Origin of the sequence: Isoptericola luteus (assembly GCF_020297055.1) — a bacterium.
Lineage (GTDB): Bacteria > Actinomycetota > Actinomycetes > Actinomycetales > Cellulomonadaceae > Isoptericola > Isoptericola luteus.
Window position 1 is genome coordinate 76290 of sequence record NZ_JAIXCQ010000004.1, and the last position, 17983, is coordinate 94272.

At 75.0% G+C, this 17983-nt stretch carries 16 protein-coding genes; 4 read left to right on the forward strand and 12 right to left on the reverse strand.

Annotation, left to right across the window (positions count from 1 at the left end):
- Window positions 1-70: 70 nt before the first annotated feature.
- The 4 genes from LEP48_RS07250 to mraZ all read right to left on the reverse strand — a co-directional run bounded on the left by LEP48_RS07250 (window position 71) and on the right by mraZ (window position 4487).
- Window positions 71-1810: a peptidoglycan D,D-transpeptidase FtsI family protein gene (locus tag LEP48_RS07250; protein ID WP_225564924.1), complete on the reverse strand. Its 1740-nt coding sequence runs from the start codon at window positions 1808-1810 to the stop codon at window positions 71-73.
- Between the two features lie 458 nt (window positions 1811-2268).
- On the reverse strand, window positions 2269-2709 hold the full coding sequence (ftsL, locus tag LEP48_RS07255) for a cell division protein FtsL (protein WP_225564925.1): 441 nt from the start codon (window positions 2707-2709) through the stop codon (window positions 2269-2271).
- Complete coding sequence (gene rsmH, locus LEP48_RS07260) at window positions 2706-3791, reverse strand: 16S rRNA (cytosine(1402)-N(4))-methyltransferase RsmH (protein WP_225564926.1); 1086 nt, start codon at window positions 3789-3791, stop codon at window positions 2706-2708. Before rsmH ends, ftsL begins: the two co-directional genes overlap by 4 nt.
- Window positions 3792-4052: 261 nt before the next feature.
- Window positions 4053-4487: a division/cell wall cluster transcriptional repressor MraZ gene (mraZ, locus tag LEP48_RS07265; protein WP_225565178.1), complete on the reverse strand. Its 435-nt coding sequence runs from the start codon at window positions 4485-4487 to the stop codon at window positions 4053-4055.
- Between the two features lie 404 nt (window positions 4488-4891).
- Here mraZ and LEP48_RS07270 point away from each other — a divergent pair, with 404 nt between their 5' ends.
- From LEP48_RS07270 to LEP48_RS07280, 3 genes are read left to right on the forward strand one after another with little or no spacing between them, the layout of a single operon-like run.
- Window positions 4892-5890 (forward strand): AAA family ATPase, encoded by a 999-nt coding sequence (locus tag LEP48_RS07270; RefSeq protein WP_422723814.1) that lies wholly within the window; start codon window positions 4892-4894, stop codon window positions 5888-5890.
- Between the two features lie 10 nt (window positions 5891-5900).
- Complete coding sequence (locus LEP48_RS07275; RefSeq protein ID WP_225564927.1) at window positions 5901-7274, forward strand: DUF58 domain-containing protein; 1374 nt, start codon at window positions 5901-5903, stop codon at window positions 7272-7274.
- Complete coding sequence (locus LEP48_RS07280) at window positions 7271-9499, forward strand: transglutaminase TgpA family protein (RefSeq protein ID WP_225564928.1); 2229 nt, start codon at window positions 7271-7273, stop codon at window positions 9497-9499. Before LEP48_RS07275 ends, LEP48_RS07280 begins: the two co-directional genes overlap by 4 nt.
- Before the next feature lie 95 nt (window positions 9500-9594).
- On the opposite strand, the gene LEP48_RS07285 is transcribed toward LEP48_RS07280, so the two are convergent.
- The 3 genes from LEP48_RS07285 to LEP48_RS07295 are packed head-to-tail and all read right to left on the reverse strand — an operon-like array spanning window position 9595 to window position 11803.
- Window positions 9595-10029 carry a DUF3040 domain-containing protein gene (locus LEP48_RS07285; protein ID WP_225564929.1) on the reverse strand — a complete coding sequence of 145 codons (435 nt, stop codon included), beginning with the start codon at window positions 10027-10029 and terminating at the stop codon, window positions 9595-9597.
- Window positions 10030-10067: 38 nt separating this feature from the next.
- Window positions 10068-11345, reverse strand: coding sequence for a DNA polymerase IV (gene dinB, locus LEP48_RS07290; protein ID WP_225564930.1), 1278 nt, complete (start codon window positions 11343-11345; stop codon window positions 10068-10070).
- The gene (locus LEP48_RS07295; RefSeq protein WP_225564931.1) at window positions 11342-11803 is read right to left on the reverse strand and encodes an SAV_6107 family HEPN domain-containing protein; all 462 of its coding nucleotides are present in this window, start codon (window positions 11801-11803) and stop codon (window positions 11342-11344) included. Before LEP48_RS07295 ends, dinB begins: the two co-directional genes overlap by 4 nt.
- A 204-nt stretch (window positions 11804-12007) precedes the next feature.
- Here LEP48_RS07295 and LEP48_RS07300 point away from each other — a divergent pair, with 204 nt between their 5' ends.
- Window positions 12008-12967, forward strand: a complete 960-nt coding sequence (locus LEP48_RS07300) for a spermidine synthase (RefSeq protein WP_225564932.1) — start codon at window positions 12008-12010, stop codon at window positions 12965-12967.
- Between the two features lie 147 nt (window positions 12968-13114).
- On the opposite strand, the gene LEP48_RS07305 is transcribed toward LEP48_RS07300, so the two are convergent.
- From LEP48_RS07305 to LEP48_RS07325, 5 genes are all read right to left on the reverse strand, one after another.
- The gene (locus tag LEP48_RS07305) at window positions 13115-13318 is read right to left on the reverse strand and encodes a cold-shock protein (RefSeq protein ID WP_225564933.1); all 204 of its coding nucleotides are present in this window, start codon (window positions 13316-13318) and stop codon (window positions 13115-13117) included.
- Between the two features lie 361 nt (window positions 13319-13679).
- Window positions 13680-14621 (reverse strand): PAC2 family protein, encoded by a 942-nt coding sequence (locus LEP48_RS07310; protein ID WP_225564934.1) that lies wholly within the window; start codon window positions 14619-14621, stop codon window positions 13680-13682.
- Between the two features lie 193 nt (window positions 14622-14814).
- Window positions 14815-15255 (reverse strand): response regulator, encoded by a 441-nt coding sequence (locus LEP48_RS07315; protein ID WP_225564935.1) that lies wholly within the window; start codon window positions 15253-15255, stop codon window positions 14815-14817.
- A gap of 95 nt (window positions 15256-15350) precedes the next feature.
- On the reverse strand, window positions 15351-16577 hold the full coding sequence (locus tag LEP48_RS07320) for a sensor histidine kinase (RefSeq protein WP_225564936.1): 1227 nt from the start codon (window positions 16575-16577) through the stop codon (window positions 15351-15353).
- Window positions 16574-17983, reverse strand: a complete 1410-nt coding sequence (locus LEP48_RS07325; RefSeq protein WP_225564937.1) for a PP2C family protein-serine/threonine phosphatase — start codon at window positions 17981-17983, stop codon at window positions 16574-16576. The genes LEP48_RS07320 and LEP48_RS07325 overlap by 4 nt, the downstream gene beginning before the upstream one ends.

Below are 17983 nucleotides of genomic sequence, written 5' to 3' on the forward strand. Positions count from 1 at the left end.
CTGGGGGGCCCGCTCCTGGTACCCGGCCCAGGTCCCATGGCGAGGGTCACGCTCCCCGCGCGGGGACCGGTCACGAGCCGTCTTTCCAGGTGAGGGGGTACGGGTCGAACCTCGTCCCGCTGGGCGGCACGTCCGCCTTCTGCAGCGTGTACCCCATGAGGTCGCTGAACACCGGCGCCGCCGTCACGCCACCGTAGATCGACGAGTGCGGGCTGCGCAGGAACACCGACACCGTGTACTTCGGGTCGTCGGCGGGCGCCACCCCGATGAACGAGGCCATGTAGGTGGTGGCGCCACCGGGCAGGAACATCTGGGCGGTCCCCGTCTTCCCGGCCACGCGGTACCCAGGCACCCGCGCCGAGGACGCCGTGCCCTCGTCACCCGTGACGGACTCGAGCATCCGCAGCACCGACCTCGCGGTCTTCGTGGACACCACCCGGGTCTCCTCGGGCGCGGGCGCCGGCGTGAACGTGCCGTCGGCGGCGCGCGACCCGGCGAACAGGCTGGGCTCGACCAGCACGCCGTCGTTCGCGATGGTCGAGAAGACCTGCGTGGCCTGCAGCGCGTTCACCGCCAGCCCCTGGCCGAACAGGATCGTGTACGGGGTGCGCGGGTCGTTCGCGAGGCTCTCCTTCGACGGCAGCAGCCCCTTGGACTCTCCGGGCAGGCCCAGGCCGGTGAGCTCGCCGAGCCCGAACTTGCGCAGGTAGTCGAGACGCACCTGCTGAGGGATCTTCTCCCCGATCTGCACCGTGCCCGTGTTCGACGAGTGCGCCAGCACCCCGGCCAGGGTGAGGTGCTGCACCGGGTGCTCGTGGGAGTCCCGGAACGACTGCCCGTTCGGGGTCTCGTAGCGGTACGGCACCTCGAACCGGCTGCCCGGCTCCCAGTAGCCGCCCTCCAGGGCGGCCGCCATGGTGATCACCTTGCCGGTGGACCCGGGCTCGAAGACGTCCTTGACGGCGCGGGAGCCGTCCGCGACCGCCGCGGTGGAACGGTCGTTGGGGTCGACGTCGCCCGAGTCCGCCAGGGCGAGGACCTTGCCGGTGGAGATCTCCGAGACGACCGCCATCGCGTACCTGGCGCCCGTCGCGGACACGGCCTCGTCGAGCAGCTCCTCGGCCTTCCACTGGATGTCGGAGTCGACCGTCAGCTGGACGTCGCTTCCCGCGACCGCGGGGGTGGCCTCGACCGGCGCGTTGGGGATCATCACCCCGTCGCGCCCCTGCTCGAACGTCGTCCGGCCGTCGGTGCCCGCCAGGAGGTCGTCGTACGCGCCCTCGATGCCGCCCTGCCCCTCCTGGTCGGCGTTCAGGAAGCCGACCAGGGTGCCGGCCACCTCCCCCGCCGGGTACGTGCGGCGGGACGTCTGCTCCGTCCTGATGTAGGCGCGCAGCCCCAGGTCGGCGACGGCGCGCTGCACCTGGGGCACCGCGTCACGCTTGAGCGGGACGTACCGGTCCTCGCCGTTGAGCCGCGCGGCCAGCACGGCCGGTTCCTCGTCCAGCACCGGTCCGAGCAGCTGCGCGATGCCGAGGGCGCCGTCCTGGACCGGCTCGCCCGTGGACGTCTCCACCCGCTCCCCGCCGCGGAACCCTTGGATGGCCTGCTGGTCGGCGATGATCGTGTACCGGTCCACGCTCGTGGCGAGCGCGCGGCCGTTCGCGTCCACGATGTCGCCGCGGTGCGCGAGCTGCACGTCGGAGGTGGTGCGCATCGCCTGCGCCTCCCTCGCCAGCGCGGGGCCCTGGAAGATCTGCACGTGCACCAGCCGGCCGACGAAGACCGTCAGGACGAGCGCCGCGATCACGATCAGCCAGCGTTGCCGCTGCTCCGGCGTCCCGGGACGGGGCGCCGAGCGCCGCGGCGGAGCCGTGCGCGACGGCCGACGGCGCTCGGGCGCCGATGTCTTCCGGACGCCCCTGGCCGCGGCGGACGTCCCCGACCCGCCCGCGCGGGGGGCCGACGTCCCCGACGCGCGGGTCCGCGGGGCCGACGTCGTGGCGGACGCCGGGCGCGCGGGCTGCTTGCGCGGGGAGGACTTCTGCGGGGCCGACGTCCGGGAGGCCGACGTCCGGGAGGCCGACGTCCGCCGCGGCGCGCCACCGGACCTGCCGGCAGTGCCTGACGTGCCTGACGTGCCTGACGTGCCTGACGTGCCGCGGCGGCCGGCGCCGCTCGTCGATCGGGGTGCCACCCCCCGATTCTGCGGTGCGCCGGCGCCCGGACCGTGACCCCGGCGCGGGCGTGTCGCCCCGCCGCCGGAGGTCACGGCGTACCCGAGCCGTCCGAGTCCTGGTCCGTCCCGACGGTGCTGCGCTTCTCGACGCTGATCATCGTGGGGTTCTCGGCGGGAACCATGCCCAGAGCCCGGGCCCGGTCGTCGAGCGACGCCTCCGCCGCCCGCAGCTGCGCCTGCTTGGCCTGCACGTCCTCGGCGACCCGGGCCACCTGGCGCTGCAGCGACGCCGACTCGTACGAGCCGCGGGCCATCGTCGTGTTGAGCAGCAGCGCCGCCAGCAGCGCTCCCGCCAGGATCACGGCGCACAGCACCAGGAACGGCGCGCCGGACGTCGCCTGCAGGGGCGCCCGCACGGCGTCGAGCCGCCGCCCACGTTCGGCCCCCCCGGCCAGCGGGGTCAACGGCGCGCGGCGCGGCGCGGTCGTCCTGGGGCTCGGGGTCGCGGCCGGGGCACGCAGGGCACTCATCGGCGGGCCTCCTTGGTGGTCGGGTGGGGCAGCAGGTGGGACGGCGTCGGGCGCAGGCGGCGGGCGGCACGCAGCCGCACCGACGCCGAGCGCGGGTTGCGCTCGAGCTCGGCCTCGTCGGCCTCCTCCGCGCCCCGCGTGAGGGCCTCGAGGTACGGCCGGTGGGTCTCGGGCTCGACCGGGAGCCCCGGCGGGGCGCTCGACGTCGTGCCGCGCGCCAGCGCCCGCTTGACGATCCGGTCCTCCAGCGAGTGGTACGCCTCGACGACGACCCGCCCGTCGGTGGCCAGCGCCTCGATCGCCGCGGGGACGGCGCGCTCGAGCACCTCCAGCTCGCCGTTCACCTCGATCCGCAGGGCCTGGAAGGTGCGCTTGGACGGGTTGCCGCCCGTGCGGCGCGCCGCCGCGGGGATGGCGTCGCGCACCAGCTCCGCGAGCTCCGCCGTGCGCTCCCACGGGCGCTCCTCGCGGCGGCGCACGATCGCGCGGGCGACCCGGGGGGCGAACCGCTCCTCGCCGTACTCGCGCAGGATCCGGGCGAGGTCACGCTCGGCATAGGTGTTCAGCACGTCGGCCGCCGTCATCCCGCCCGACTGGTCCATCCGCATGTCGAGGGGGGCGTCGTGCGCGTACGCGAACCCGCGGTCGGCCTCGTCGAGCTGCAGGGACGACACCCCGAGGTCCATCAGCACGCCCTGGACGCCGCCCGGGGAGTGCTCGGCCACGACCTCACCGATCTCGTCGTACACCGCGTGGACCGGCGTGAACCGCTCGCCGAAACGGGCCAGCCGTGCCCCGGCCAGCGCCAGCGCCTGGGGGTCGCGGTCGATCCCGAGGACGCGCGCGGTGGGCACCTGCTCGAGGACCGCCTCGGTGTGCCCGCCCATGCCGAGCGTGCAGTCGACCAGCACGCTGCCGGGGGTGGCGAGCGCCGGCGCGAGCAGGTCCACGCAGCGCTGCAGCAGCACGGGGAGGTGCCGGTCGCTCGCCGGGCGCCCCGGGGCGCGAGAGCCGGCCCCGCCGGGCGTGGGCCCAGAGCCCTGCTCTGGCGTGGTCGCGTCCTTGGTGGCGTCGTCGGTCATGACTGGTCCTCCTCTCGCTCGTCGCGGTCGTGCCGTCGTGTGGTCGGTCGTGGTGGTGCGTCCCGCCGGGGCCGGCCGGTCAGGTCTCCCTCCGCGTGTTCTGGCGCCGGGGAAGTGCGTCAGACTCTCGCGGCTGGAGGCCTCACCGGCCGGGCCGGTCTCGTGGTGCTCGTGTCCTGCTGTGCTCATGTGGCTGATGTACCTGATGTACCTGTGGTGCCGCTGTGCTGTTGTGGGTCCTGCCGGGCCGCCGGGAACGGCCTAGAACTGCAGGTCCGGGAAGAGCTGCTCCGCCGTGTCGGAGTACGCCGACTCCTGCTCGGCGAGGTACGTCTCCCACGCCGCGGCGTCCCAGACCTCGACACGGGTGCCGGCGCCGATCACCGCGACGTCCCGCTCCAGGCCGGCGTACGCGCGCAGCGCCGGCGGGATCACCACGCGACCCTGCTTGTCCGGGACCTCGTCGCTCGCGCCCGACAGAAACACGCGCAGGTAGTCGCGCGCCTGGCGGCTGGTCACCGGGGCCTGCCGGACCTGCTCGTACATGCGGCCGAACTCGTCCATGGGGAGCAGGAACAGGCAGCGCTCCTGCCCCCGCGTCAGGACGAGGCCGGGAGCGAGGCGAGCACGGAACTTCGCCGGGAGGATCAACCGGCCCTTCTCGTCGAGCTTGGGGGTGTACGTGCCCAGCAGCAGTCCAGACCCCGGGAATCCCTCCCCCAGCACTCCGGCCACGGCCCGCACCTCCCCTCGCGCTCCCGCGCCCTCCACGCTACTCCACTTTGCTCCACCGGGCCCGCTCATAGGCCGGGGAGTTCTCCCCATCGCTCCCCCACCGGTGCCGGGTGGACGCCTCGCGCGGCTCGTGCACCCCCGTCCGCCCCCGTCCGTGGCGGCGGCGCGGGTCGCGCACGGGCAGCAGATCACCCGCCGGGGACCTGTGACGGAAGGCACATCTGCGGCGGCGGTTCCACTACGCTGCGAGAAGGTCGGTGGGTGACCCCACCACAGGCAGGCCGGGTCACCGCCCCGGCCCGGCACCCGGAGGACACGTGCAGCCCCACATCGATGCGCCGTCGACGCCCACCGCGAGCGGCCCGCTGCGCTCCCAGGACCTCGCGCGAGGGATCGCGGACCTGGTCGGCACCACCGCGAAGGTGCGCGACGCCGTGGAGTCCGTCGTCGCGGGCCGGGCCGGCCTGGCAGACGTCACCGTCGCCGTGCTGCTCGCGGAGGGCCACCTCCTCATCGAGGACGTGCCCGGGGTCGGCAAGACCACCCTGGCCAAGGCCCTGGCCCGCAGCATCGACTGCCGGGTGGGCCGGATCCAGTTCACGCCGGACCTGCTGCCCAGCGACCTCACGGGCGTGAACATCTTCCGGTCGGCGACGCACGACTTCGAGTTCCGGCCTGGGCCCGTCTTCAACAACGTCGTCATCGGCGACGAGATCAACCGGGCGTCGCCGAAGACTCAGTCCGCGCTCCTGGAGTGCATGGAGGAGGGCCAGACCACGGTCGACGGCACCACCTACTCGCTCCCTCGCCCGTTCCTCGTCGTCGCCACGCAGAACCCCGTCGAGATGGAGGGCACCTACCCGCTGCCGGAGGCCCAGCGCGACCGCTTCACCGCGCGCCTCACCGTCGGATACCCGGATCCGGACGCCGAGATGACCATGCTCGACCGGCAGGAGTCCGCGGACCCGCTGGCGCACCTCGCACCCGTGACCACCGGCGCCGACATGGCGAGGTTCGCGACGCTGGTGCGCTCCGTGCACGCGGCGCCGGCCGTCAAGCAGTACGTGCTCGACCTGGTGGGGGCCACCCGGTCGCACGCCGGGCTCCGGCTCGGCGCCTCGCCGCGTGCCTCGCTCCAGCTCCTGCGGGTGGCCAAGGCGCTCGCCGCCATGTCCGGCCGCGAGCATGTGCTGCCGGACGACGTCCAGGGCCTCGCGGTGCCCGTCCTGGCCCACCGCCTCATCCTGAGCACCGAGTCGCGGCTCGCCGGGACGACCGCCGAGGACGTCGTGACCGAGATCGTGCAGCGGACCGGCGTCCCCGGCGCCCGCACCGGCATGCCTGTCCGCCCCTTCGGACGCTGAGGCCGCCGCCGTGGTCAGCGAGACCGCCCCGGGCCCCGGGGCACCGGCGCCCGGCACGACGCCGAGCCCCGCTCGCGCCGCCCTGGGCCGCCTCGCCCGCGTGCGCCTCACCGGCCGCGGGTACGCGCTGCTGATCTCCGGCGGCGTCCTGGTGCTCGTCGGGATCCTGCTCGAGCTGCCCGACGTCGTCGGCCTCGGGGCCGCCGGGATGCTCGCGGTCGGGTGCGCCTGGGCCGTGATGGGGGTCCAGCGGCTCGACGCCGGCCGCGGTGCGCTGGTCGTGGCCCGTGAGCTCACCCCCAACCCGGTCGTGCGCGACCGGTCGACCGCGGTCCGGCTCGTCGTCGGTGCGCGGTCACGCACCGGCGCCGCGTACGAACGGCTCGCCCGCCTGCGGCTGTCCGAGCAGGCCGCGCACGAGCTGGCCGGGCCGCAGGGCATCCGCGCGCGGGTGACCGCCCACCCGGACCGGATCACGGTCGGCTACACGCTCCACCCCACCCGGCGTGGCCGGTGGCCGCTCGGCCCTCTCCTGACGACGCGCACGGACGCGTTCGGCCTGGTGCGCACGACGCAGTCGCTCGGCGAGCCGAGCCTCGTCGCGGTGCGACCGCGGACGCTCCCGCTGCCCACCCGCACCCGCGTGCTGGGCGACGTCGACCACATCGCCACCGGGGCCCGGCTCGCCTCCACCGACGACTCCGTGCTCCGCGAGTACGTCTCCGGCGACGACCCGCGACGGGTGCACTGGGCGGTCTCCGCGCGCCAGGGCCGGTTGATGGTGCGTGCCGACGAGAGCGCCGGGGTGCGGCCGGTGACCGTCCTGCTCGACTGCTCCCTCCTGCCGCCCCCGGCCGACAACCGCGGCGGGTCGTGGCCCACGCAGCGCGGGGTGCGCCAGCTCGAGGACGCCGAGCACGCGGTCGAGCTCGCGGCGTCGGTCGCCGTGTCGTTCCTCGACTCCGGGCACCCGGCGCGGCTCGTGTCCACGGGCGCCGGGGCCACCGGGTTCGCCCCGGGCGCGCGCACCGGGCGCTCCGCGGTCCTCGACGCCGCGGTCGACCTGCACGGCCACCGCACCGCGGCCGAGGCACAGAGCGCCGTGGCCGCCACCGCCCGGTCCCTGCGGCTGGGCCGCACCCAGGCGGAGATCACCGTCGCCGTCCTGGCCCCCCTGCCCGACGCCGCGCGCTCCGAGGTCGCGTCGCTCGCGAGCGACGGCACCTGCTGGGCTGTCGTCGTGGCGCCGTCCGACCCGCGCGGCGGTCTGGACGCCGAGCGGACCGCGACCGACCTGCGGCACGCCGGCTGGCAGGTGGCGGTCTGCCCTGCCGGCACGCCCGCCGACCGCGCCTGGGCCCTCCTGACGGAGCGGGCCGCATGATCCCCGCACACTCCGGGCCCGTGGTCCGGACCGTGGCCTTGGGCCTCCTCGTCGCCGTCGCCGTCGCCGCGTCGATGCTCTCCCTGACCACGATCATCGTGCCGGGGTGGTGGGTACGCGCGGGCCTCGTCGGGATCGCGCTCGTGACGTGCACGACGATCACCACCCGCGTGCTCGTAGAGCGTCGCCGTCGGGCCCGTCGCGGGGCCGGCGCGACCGAGTCCGGGTCGGTGCTGCCGACGCTGGCGGGTGCCGTGGTGGCTGCCTGGTTCACCCTCGCGCGGTTCGGGGGCCCGACCGCCGACCTCGCCCTCGTCGTCGGTCCCGCCCACGTCGGTCGCGCGATCTCGCGGCTCGGCGAGGCCGGTGAGATCGCCCGGTCGGAGGTCGCCCCGGTCACGGGTGCGCTCCCGATCGCCCTCCTGGCGGTGGGCGGCACCCTCGGCGTCCTGCTCCTCGCCGACGCTCTCGCGGGCGGGCTGCGCCGACCGGCGGCCGTGGGCCTCCCGCTGCTCGCGCTGTGGGGCCCGCCGCTGGTGCTCACCGGCGAGGTCAGCTGGGGCGTGTTCGTCGTCACCGTCACCGCGTTGCTGCTGCTGCTCACGCTCGAGGGCCCGGTCGGCGCGCGGGCGCGACGCTCCGGCGAGCGTCCGCCCGCCCCCGTGCGCCGGGCCGAGCGTTCCCGCGCCCTGGTCACCACCGCCGCGGCCATGACGGTCGCGATCCTCGCCGGCCTCGTGGGGACGGCCTCGGCCGCCCTGCCCGGCGTGGCCGGCGGCTGGTACCGGGCCTTCACGACCACGGGCGACACGATCCGGCTCGCCGAGGACCTCGACATCCTGAGCAGCCTCACCGAGCGGTCGAGCGCCGTGGTCCTGCGGTACGAGGGGTCCGAGGACCTCTCCGTCGGCCCGCTGCGCAGCTACACCGCCACCGCGTTCGACGGCCGCAGGTGGCAGCGGGGTGCCGAGCGCGACGGCGAGGAGTTCGCCCCCGCCGACGTCCTGTGGCCGGAGGAGCCACCGGCCTCACTCCGGACGCAGGAGGTCTCCCTGACCGTCGGCGAGCTCCGGGACGACAAGCTCCCGCTGCCGATCGACCCGCGCACCGTCACCACCGACGAACCGTGGCGCTACGACCCGTCGCGCGACGAGGTGATCGGGGCGCGCACCGACCCCGGCGAGTCCTACGTCCTGGGCGTGCGGTCGCGCGACCTGACCCCCGAGGCGCTGCAGGACGCGGGCACCGCGGACCTCGACGAGGCCCTGACCCAGATCCCGGACACCGCGCACGCCGACGAGATCGCGCAGACGGCGCGCGACGTCGTCGGCGACGCCGCGACCGGGTACGACCAGGCCGTCGCCCTGCAGCGCTGGCTGCGTGACGCCGGCCGGTTCACGTACTCCACGACCCTGCCCCGTGGCGGCACCGGCGACCCGGTGTGGGACTTCCTGCAGCATCGGACCGGCTACTGCATCCAGTTCGCCACGACGATGGTGGTGATGGCCCGGTCCCTCGGGCTGCCCACCCGGATCGCCGTCGGCTACCTGCCCGGCGAGCGCACCGACGAGACGTCGTGGGAGATCACCGGCGAGGACTCGCACGCCTGGCCGGAGATCTACTTCGAGGGGGCGGGCTGGGTCCGCTTCGAGCCGACCCCCGCACAGCAGACGGGCGCCGCGCCGCAGTACACGGTCCCGGAGGTCGACGGCGCCGCGGCACCCGTGCCGACCGCCAACGAGTTCGACGAGCGGCCGACCGCCGACGCCGCACCGAGCGAGGCGGCCTCGGCGTCCGAGGCCCCGCAGGTCGCCGCGCCGCCCGTGGACGACTCCGTGCCTGCCTGGGTGTGGGGCGTGACCGCGGCGCTCGGTGCGGGGGTCGTCGCCCTGTTCCTCGTCCTCCTGGCCCGGCGACGGCGCGACACGCCACCGCTCGACCCCGAGCGCGCCTGGTCCCAGGTGGTGGCGACCCTGGCCGCCGGTGGCGTCCGACTGCCCCCGCCCACGACCTTGCGCCGGGCTCCCGAAGCGATCGCCGGTAAGGTCGCGGAGCGGTCGGGCCGGCCCGTCGCGGGTGACGTCCTGGACGACCTCGGCGCCCTGGCCGACACCGTGGAGCAGTCCCGCTACGCCCTGACGCCGGAGCACGTGGACCCGGAGCGGCTCGAGTCGCTCACGAGCTCCGTGACGACTGGGCTCGCCGAGCAGCTCGGCAAGCCCTGAGGTCCGAGACCACCGCACAGGACGGGCCCCCCGGCATCAGCCGAGGGGCCCGTCCTCATGAGCGGTACGTCACTCGCGCACGAGTGCCGTCGGGGTCAGTGGCCCTGCTGACGACGACGCTCCCAGCGCTCCTCGAGGCGCGCGATGAATCCGGGCCCCTTGCTGTTCTGCGCGGGACGGGCGGGGGCGGAGGCCGCGGGCCGCGGCGCGCGGCCGGGCTGCGTCGACGGATCCACCGTCCCGTCCGCCCGGACGACGCCGGCCGGCCCGGACTTGCGGGGTGCGGCGAACGCATAGGCGACGCCGGCGAACATCAGGACGAACCCGGCCACCCCGACCCAGGTCTGCGAGGTCATCGCGCCGACCACGAGCAGGAGCATGCCGACCACGACGCCGACACCGGCCAGGACATAGCGCATCGGCGAGCGACGGCGCGCCTGTTGCAGCGTGTTGGCCAGACGAGGGTCGTCGCTGCTCAGCGCGCGCTCCATCTGCTCCAGCACTCGCTGCTCGTACTCGGACAGAGGCATCGAGTCCCCCCGGGTCTCGCGGTGGAACGTTATCCCCCTCAGGATAGGCCCGCCGCGCCCGGCGCGGTAGTCGGCGGGTGCTCCTGCGGCCCCCGGGTCCCCGAGGCGCCCAGTCTGATGGCCGACCGACCGAATTTCTCCCGCACCGCGTCGAGCGTGACCTCCACCTCACGGCGTGCCTCGCGGCGCGGGTCCAGGGCTTCCTCGAGCGTCGGCTGCTCCGCGAGACCCGCACGTTGTTGCAGGTTCTCGCCGCGGACACCGACCAGCCGCACCGGCAGGCCGCGCAGGTCGGCGGCGGCCAGCAGCTCGCGCGCGACGAGGAAGATCTCGCGCGCGACGTCCGTGGGCGTGCCGAGCGTCCGCGCGCGCGTCAGTGTCCGGAAGTCGCTGGTGCGCACCTTGACCGAGACCGTCCGGGCCACGACCCCTTGGTGGCGCATCCGCGCGGCGACGCGGTCGGCCAGCTCGAGCACGCGGTCCTCGACGGCGCCGAGGTCCCACAGGTCCCGCGCGAAGGTGGTCTCCGCCCCGACGCTGCGCTCCTCGCGGCCCGGCACGACCGGCCGCGGGTCACGACCCCACGCCAGGTCGTGCAGATGGGCGCCCGCGACGCTCCCGACGGCCGCCTGCAGCGACGGCACGTCGCAGTCGGCGAGCTCGGCGACCGTCGTGACGCCCCAGCGTGCCAGCGCCGCCTCCGTCTTCTCCCCCACGCCCCACAGCGCCCCCACCGGCAGGGTGCGCAGGAACGAGACGGTGGCGGCCGCCGGGACGAGCATGAGCCCGTCGGGCTTCGCGTGGGTCGACGCCAGCTTGGCGACGAACTTGTTCTGCGCGATGCCCACCGAGCAGGTGATGCCGTGCTCGGCGCGCACCCGTTCGCGCAGGCGCGCGCCGATCTGCGTCGGGCTGCCCAGGCGCCGGCGGGCACCGGACACGTCGAGGAACGCCTCGTCGACCGACACCCGTTCGACGAGCGCGGTGACCTCGCCGAGCATCTCCATCACCGACTCGGAGACCGAGTGGTAGAGACCGTGCTCGGGCGGCACGACCACCAGGTGGGGGCACAGGCGCAGCGCGGCGGCCATCGACATGGCCGACCTCACGCCGAACGCCCGCGCCTCATAGGTGGCCGCGAGGACGACGCCTCGCCCCTGGCCGCCCACCACCATGGGCCGCCCGCGCAGCTCGGGACGGCGGACGAGCTCGCACGACGCGAAGAAGGCGTCCATGTCGACGTGCAGGATCGACGTGCCCGACTCGTCCGAGCCCCAGTCGCGGAACGCCCCGGCCGCCCGCGGGCCGCGGCTCACGACGCCGCCGGCGCGGCGTGCAGTCGCAGGGCGAAACCGCCGTCGGGGTCGACCAGGATCCCCACCTCGTCGCGGAAGTCCTCCGCGCAGGCGACGAGCTCCGCGGCCCGACGCGCGGTGACCTGCTCCCCGTGCCCCGCCTCGATCGCGACCCGGAGCCGGGCGCCCGAGGCGAAGTATCCCGCCCACGGCGCGAGGTCCGGCTCGACCCGCGCCAGCATGTCCCACACGGACCGCGCGCCGGTGCGGGGCGAGGGACGGCCGCGCAGCGCGACCACCGCCGCCGCCGCGCGCAGCGCTGCCAGGTGCCCGTGCTCGAACCGCTCCGCCGGGTCGGACGCGGTCGCCGCCGCGGCGAGCTCGGCGTCCGAACGGGCCAGGAGCCGGTCGACCTCCGGGTCCGTGCCGCCCCGGGCCGGCGGACCGGCGGGACGGGGGACGCGGTCGTGCGACGGCACCGGGCCCGGCCCGCGCCGCGCCGCATGGCCCGACCTCGTCCGAGCGGACGTCCCAGTCTTCGTCTCGGCCAGCATCGCGCACCTCCCGTGCTCCGCGGTCTCCCGCTACCCCAGTGTCGAACACATGTTCGAACTCTGTCAATCCCCCGGCCGGGACCGCCGCGTCCTGCCGGCGGCGGCCGTCGGGGCGGGGAGACTGGTGCCATGTCCCGTTCTGGCACCCGCCGACCCGGCGGCCGCAAGGGCCGCGCCGTCCCAGGATCTCGCGAGGCACCGACACTGCCCACGGAGCCCGTCGACATCGACACCGGGTCGGCCCGGGTCGAGCGCGACCCCGACCGCCCCGACCTCGTGACGCTGTACGTCAACGACGTCCCGAGCTCCGCGCTGGACCTCGCCGACCCCGGGTTCCTCTCCTTCGAGTACATGCAGCAGATGGCATCCGTGCTGGACGTGCTGCCGCCCGGGCCGCTCCGGGTCCTGCACCTGGGCGCCGCGGGATGCGCGCTGCCGCGGTACGTGGCCCACGAGCGGCCAGGGTCGCGCCAGCTCGGGGTGGACGTCGACGCCCGGTTGCTCGAGCTCGTGCGCACCTGGTTCGACCTGCCGCGCTCGCCCGCGCTCCGGCTGCGCACCGACGACGCGGGCCACGCGCTCGCGGGGCTGCCGCCGGCGTCCTACGACGTGGTGGTCCGTGACGTGTTCGCGGGTGACCGGACGCCGGCCCACCTCACCGGCGAGGAGTTCTTCGTCGCCGCCCACCGCGTGCTCAGGCCCGGCGGCGTGCTGCTGGCCAACTGCGCCGACCGGCCCCCGCTGCACCTCGTGCGTCGCGAGCTCGCGGCGCTGGCGGGCGCCTTCGGTGCCGACGCCGCCCGGGACGGGCGTCTCGGGGCGATCGCCGAGCACGCGATCCTCAAGGGCCGGCGATACGGCAACGTCGTCCTCGTCGCCCTCCGCGGGCCGGACCAGGACGCACCAGCCGCCGACGACAGCGGCGCGACAGACGCCGGAGCGACGGACGGCGGAGCGACGGACGGCGGAGACCTCAAAGACCCCGCCCTGGCACGCGCCCTGCGCAGCCTGGCCGTGCCCGCGCACCTGGTGTCCGGCGCGGAGCTCGTCCGGTTCGCGAGCCTCACGCCGGCCGGCGTCCGGAGCTAGCTCACCGGCGCTACGGGGCCACGGCGCTACGGTGCCACGGCGCTACGGTGCCACGGCGCTACGGTGCCACGGCGCTGCGGGCTACGGCGCGGCGGGCACGACGAGGGCCGCGGACCTCGCGGTCCGCGGCCCTCGTCCTCGCCGTCCTCAGAGGGGGACGACCTGCTCAGCCTGCGGACCCTTCGGCCCCTGGGTGATCTCGAACTCCACCCGCTGCGCTTCCTCGAGGGTGCGGTAACCCTGCGTCTGGATCGCCGAGTAGTGCACGAAGACGTCGGCACCGCCGTCGTCCTGGGCGATGAACCCAAAGCCCTTCTCGGAGTTGAACCACTTCACAGAACCCTGCGCCATGCTGTTCCTTCGACCTTCCGTGCAACGGTCACGAGCGGGCCGGGCGGCCGCTCGCCACTGCGAGAGCCCGCCGACGCCGATGCTGCGCCGGGCAGTCGATCGCAACGCCCGCCAGTGTGGCACGGACCACACCGGTGTGCCACGGAAATGGCCGTCGGCCCGATCCCGGACGAACCGGCGCACACCGGACCGTGCTCGAGGACGCCCGTCGGCTCGGCCTTCCGACCACCTGTCAGGGCCTGAGCCATGCATACGTGCACGTGGCCCTGACAACTCGCGGTGCGCAAGAGTTGTCAGGGCCTGAGCCATGGATACGCGCACGTCGCCCTGACAACTCGCGGGGCAGGAGGCCGCGTGGCGGTCAGTCGTCGCCCTGCTGCGACAGGAAGCGCTCGAACTCCGCCCCGAGCTCGTCCGCCGTCGGCAGCGGCGCCTGCTCCGCGAGCAGGTTCGGCCGCCCGACGGACCGCGTGAACGCGTCGTACTGCTCCTCGAGCGCCCGCACGACCGCCGAGACCTCCTCGGACGCGCCCACCTGCTTCTCGACGTCGAGCGTCGCGTCGGCGGCTGCGGCCGCCAGCCCGCCTGTGACGAGGTCCAGCCCGGTCGCGCGCTCCACGTGCTGCAGCGCGGCGACGGCGGCCGGGGCGTACCGGGTCTGCGCCAGGTAGTGCGGCACGTGGACGGTGAACCCGATCGCGTCGTGCCCCGACTCCCCCAGGCGGTACTCCAGCAGGGCCGCGAACGAGCCCGGGACCCGGACCGTGCCGAAGAACGACGTGTAGTCCTCCACCAGGCCCGCGCGCGTCCCGTGCGCCGTCAACGACAGCGGCCGCGTGTGCGGCACGCCCATCGGGATCCCGTGGAACCCGACCACCAGGGAGACGTCGAAGCGCTCGACGAGTCCCTTGACCGCGGCCACGGCACGCTCCCACTGCAGGTCCGGCTCGGCGCCGTGCAGCAGCAGGAACGCCGTGCCCTCCGGGTCGACGACGTGGTCGATCGCCAGGAACGGCTCGTCGTACGCGGACCACCGGTCGGCGTCGAACGTCATCACGGCACGCTTCGAGCGGTAGTCCAGGAGCTGGTCGACGTCGAACGTCACCAGGCGCGTCGTGACGAGCTGCTCGGTGAGGTGGCCGACCGCGATCTCACCGGCCGCGCCGGCGTCCACGAAACCACCGACCGCGTGCAGCAGCACGGGCCCGGCACCGCGCCCCTCGCCCGGTCCTTCGTCCGTGGACCGCGTGACGCGGGCCACCGCGTCCTCGTCGACCTCGTAGATCCCCTGCGGGTCCAGCAAAGCCCGTCCTCCTCGCCTGTCGTGCGCCGCGCGACGCCCGTCGCGTGCCTGCGTGCGGGCCTCGCGCCCGCTGACGTGACAACGACACCGGGCCCAGGATCCTTCCCGCCCGGCGGAATCGGGCCCGGTCAGCGGGCCGGGGGCGGCGGCGGTGTCGACCCGAGGGCCCCCTCGACGGGGCGTCGTCGGCGCCTCACCGGCGCGGCAGGCGCACCACCGTGACGAAGAAGTCGTCGATCTGGCGGACCACCTGGATGAACCGGTCGAAGTCCACGGGCTTGGTCACGTAGGCGTTCGCGTGCAGCGAGTAGGAGCGCAGCACGTCCTCCTCGGCCTCCGACGTCGTGAGCACGACGACGGGGATGTGCCGCAGGACCTCGTCGGACTTCACCGCGGCCAGGACCTCGCGCCCGTCCATCCGCGGCAGGTTGAGGTCGAGCAGGACGAGGTCGGGCGTGGGGGCGTCGGCGTGCTCACCCTCCTTGCGCAGGAACTCCATCGCGCTCACGCCGTCGGAGACCACCCACAGGCGGTTCGCGACCTTGTGCTCGTCGAAGGCCTCCCGGGTCATGAGCACGTCGCCCGGGTCGTCCTCCACCAGGAGCACCTCGATGCCCGACTGCTGTTCCGTCATCCGCCCCGCCCTCGTCGTGCCTCTGACCAGCGGCGACGTGCGGCCGCCGGCGCGGTGCCGACCGTCTGCCCCCGGGCCGGCGCGTGCGGCCGACACTAGCCGAGGACGGTTCCGGCCGCCTCGCCGGACGGCGGTCCCGCCGCGGACAGGGTCCAGCGCACCGTGGTCCCGCCGCCGTCGGTCGGCTCCAGCCACACGGAGCCGCCGTGGTGCTCCACGACCCGCTTCACCAGCGCCAGGCCGATGCCCGTGCCGGAGTAGACCTCCTTGGGGTGCAGGCGCTGGAAGATCACGAACACGCGCTCCGCGTACTGGGGGTCGATCCCGATGCCGTTGTCGGCACAGGAGAGCTCCCAGCCCCCGGCGAAGTCGGGGCCCGCGGCGGCGCGCCGTGCCGTCAGGTGGACGCGGGGCGGGCGGTCGGGGTGGGCGAACTTCAGCCCGTTGCCGACGACGTTGCCCAGCAGCATCGCCAGCAGGGCCGGCTCACCGCGCACCACCGGGAGCGGGTCGTGGGTCACCTGCGCACCCGACTGCTCGATCCGGTGCTCGAGGTCGTGCAGCACCTGGTCCAGCACACCGTTCAGGTCGACGTCGCGCGGCGGGTCGCCCGAGCGCCCCACGCGCGAGAAGCTCAGCAGGTCCTGGATGAGCCGCTGCATGCGCCGGGCGCCGTCGACGGCGAACGCGATGTACTGGTCGGCCCGGTCGTCGAGCCGGTCCCCGTACCGCTTCTGCAGGAGCTGGGTGAAGCTCGCCACCTTGCGCAGCGGCTCCTGCAGGTCGTGCGAGGCGACGTAGGCGAACTGCTCCAGGTCGCGGTTGGACCGCTCGAGCTCGCGCGCCTGCTCCTCGATGAGGGCGTGCGCCCGCTGCGCCTCGGCGTGCGACTCCCCCAGCTCGGCGAGCTGGGCGACCAGCTCGCGCCGCATGTGCTCGACGTCGGAGGCGAGGTCGGCCACCTCGCCCGCGGCCACCGCGTCGCCCTCGAACCGGATCTCGTGCTCGTGCGCTCCCGTGCTCGCGGCGCGGACCGACGCGGCCAGGTGCGCCAGCGGGTCGGTCACCCGTCGCTGGATGGCCCGCCACATGGTCCACCCGAGCACGATGACGAGGATCACGAGGACCACCACCACGCCCAGGAGGATCTCGTTCCAGAGGCGCACGGTGTCGATGGCGGCGTCGCCCGCCCCGTCCTGCAGGTGGTGCAGGGACCGCTCGAGCGCGACCAGTGCCACGCACAGCGCGAGGAGGAGGACCGCTCCCACCAGCCGCAGGCGCCGCAGCACGACGTCACGCAGGGTGCGTCTGCGCCCGCTCATGCCTGCGCCCACTCTGCCGAGTCGGCCAGGGTCGACGAGCGCTCCCCGCGCAGCCCGGCCTCCCTGCCGGTCCAGCCGACGACGAGCAGCGCGGCGTCGTCGACGAGCGCGCCGCCGTGCAGCGCCCGCACCCTGCGCAGCACCCGCTCGACGACGCCGACGAACCCGTGCTCCGCGAGATCGGCGCGTACCAGGGAGTGCAGCCCGGACTGCCCCAGCCGGGGGACGCGGTGCCGCATCGGACCGAGAGGCCCGGCGTGGTCGCCCCGCAGCTCGGCGAGGCCGACCACGTCGCGCCCGATCCCGTCGAGCGCGTCGCCGACCTGCGGCGCGGCGGCGGGCGTACCGGTCATCTCGGCCTCCACGAGGCCGTCCGTGTACAGCATGATGGCGAACGGCCCGTCCAGCGTCAGGTGCCGAGGGGCCCACTCGCCCGGCACGGGCACCCCGAGCGCGCGTCCCCGGCCCACGGGTGCCAGCAGCTCGCAGGTGATGTCGCCCACGGGCCCGGTGATGAGCAGGGGCGGCAGGTGACCGGCCAGGTAGAGCTCCGCGCTCGCCCGGTCGGGCGCGATCGCGATCTGGCACAGGGTGACGAACACCTCGGGCCGCGCGCGTTCCGTGAGCAGGACCCGTTCCAGGTGACCGAGGATCCGGTCGGCGGGAGTATCGGTGAGCACGAGCGTGCGCCACGCCGTGCGCAGGGTGGCGCCGAGCGCCGCCTCGTCCGGGCCGTGGCCGGCGACGTCGCCGATCACGGAGAGCACGGTGCCGTCGGGGCGCTCGACGGTGTCGAAGAAGTCGCCCCCCAGCAGGCCCTCGCCGCCGGGCAGGTAGCCGACCATGACCGACACCTTCTCGTCGGCCACCAGCGGCTTGGGCAGCAGCGCCCGTTCGAGCCGGGCCGTCTCGGACGCGCGCACCGCGCTGCGGTACAGCTCGCGCTGCTGGGCGGCGGACCGGCGGCGCTGCAGGGCGTAGCGCAGGGACCGGCCGAGCAGGTCGGCGTCGGTCTCGCCCTTGACCAGGTAGTCGTCGGCGCCGGCCGCCACGGCCTGCACCCCCTGGTCGATGCCGGCGTGGCCGGTGAGGACCACGAGGGCCGGCACGTCGGGCGAGCGCTCGGCGACCGCACGCAGACGCTCGACCGCGGTGAGCCCGACGGCGTCCGGCAGCCCCAGGTCCAGCAGCACGCAGTCCACCGCCGGTGCCCCGCCGGCGTCGGCCAGGGCGTCCACCGCCTCGGCGACGGTCCGCGCGCGGCGCAGCACCACGTCCACGCCGGCGTCGTCCAGCAGCTCGCTCACCAGGATGGCGTCGGCGTCGTCGTCCTCGACGAGCAGGACCTCGGTCACGTCCCGGGCCGGATCGGCCGACCCGGCGCGCAGAACGTCACCGCTGCTCAT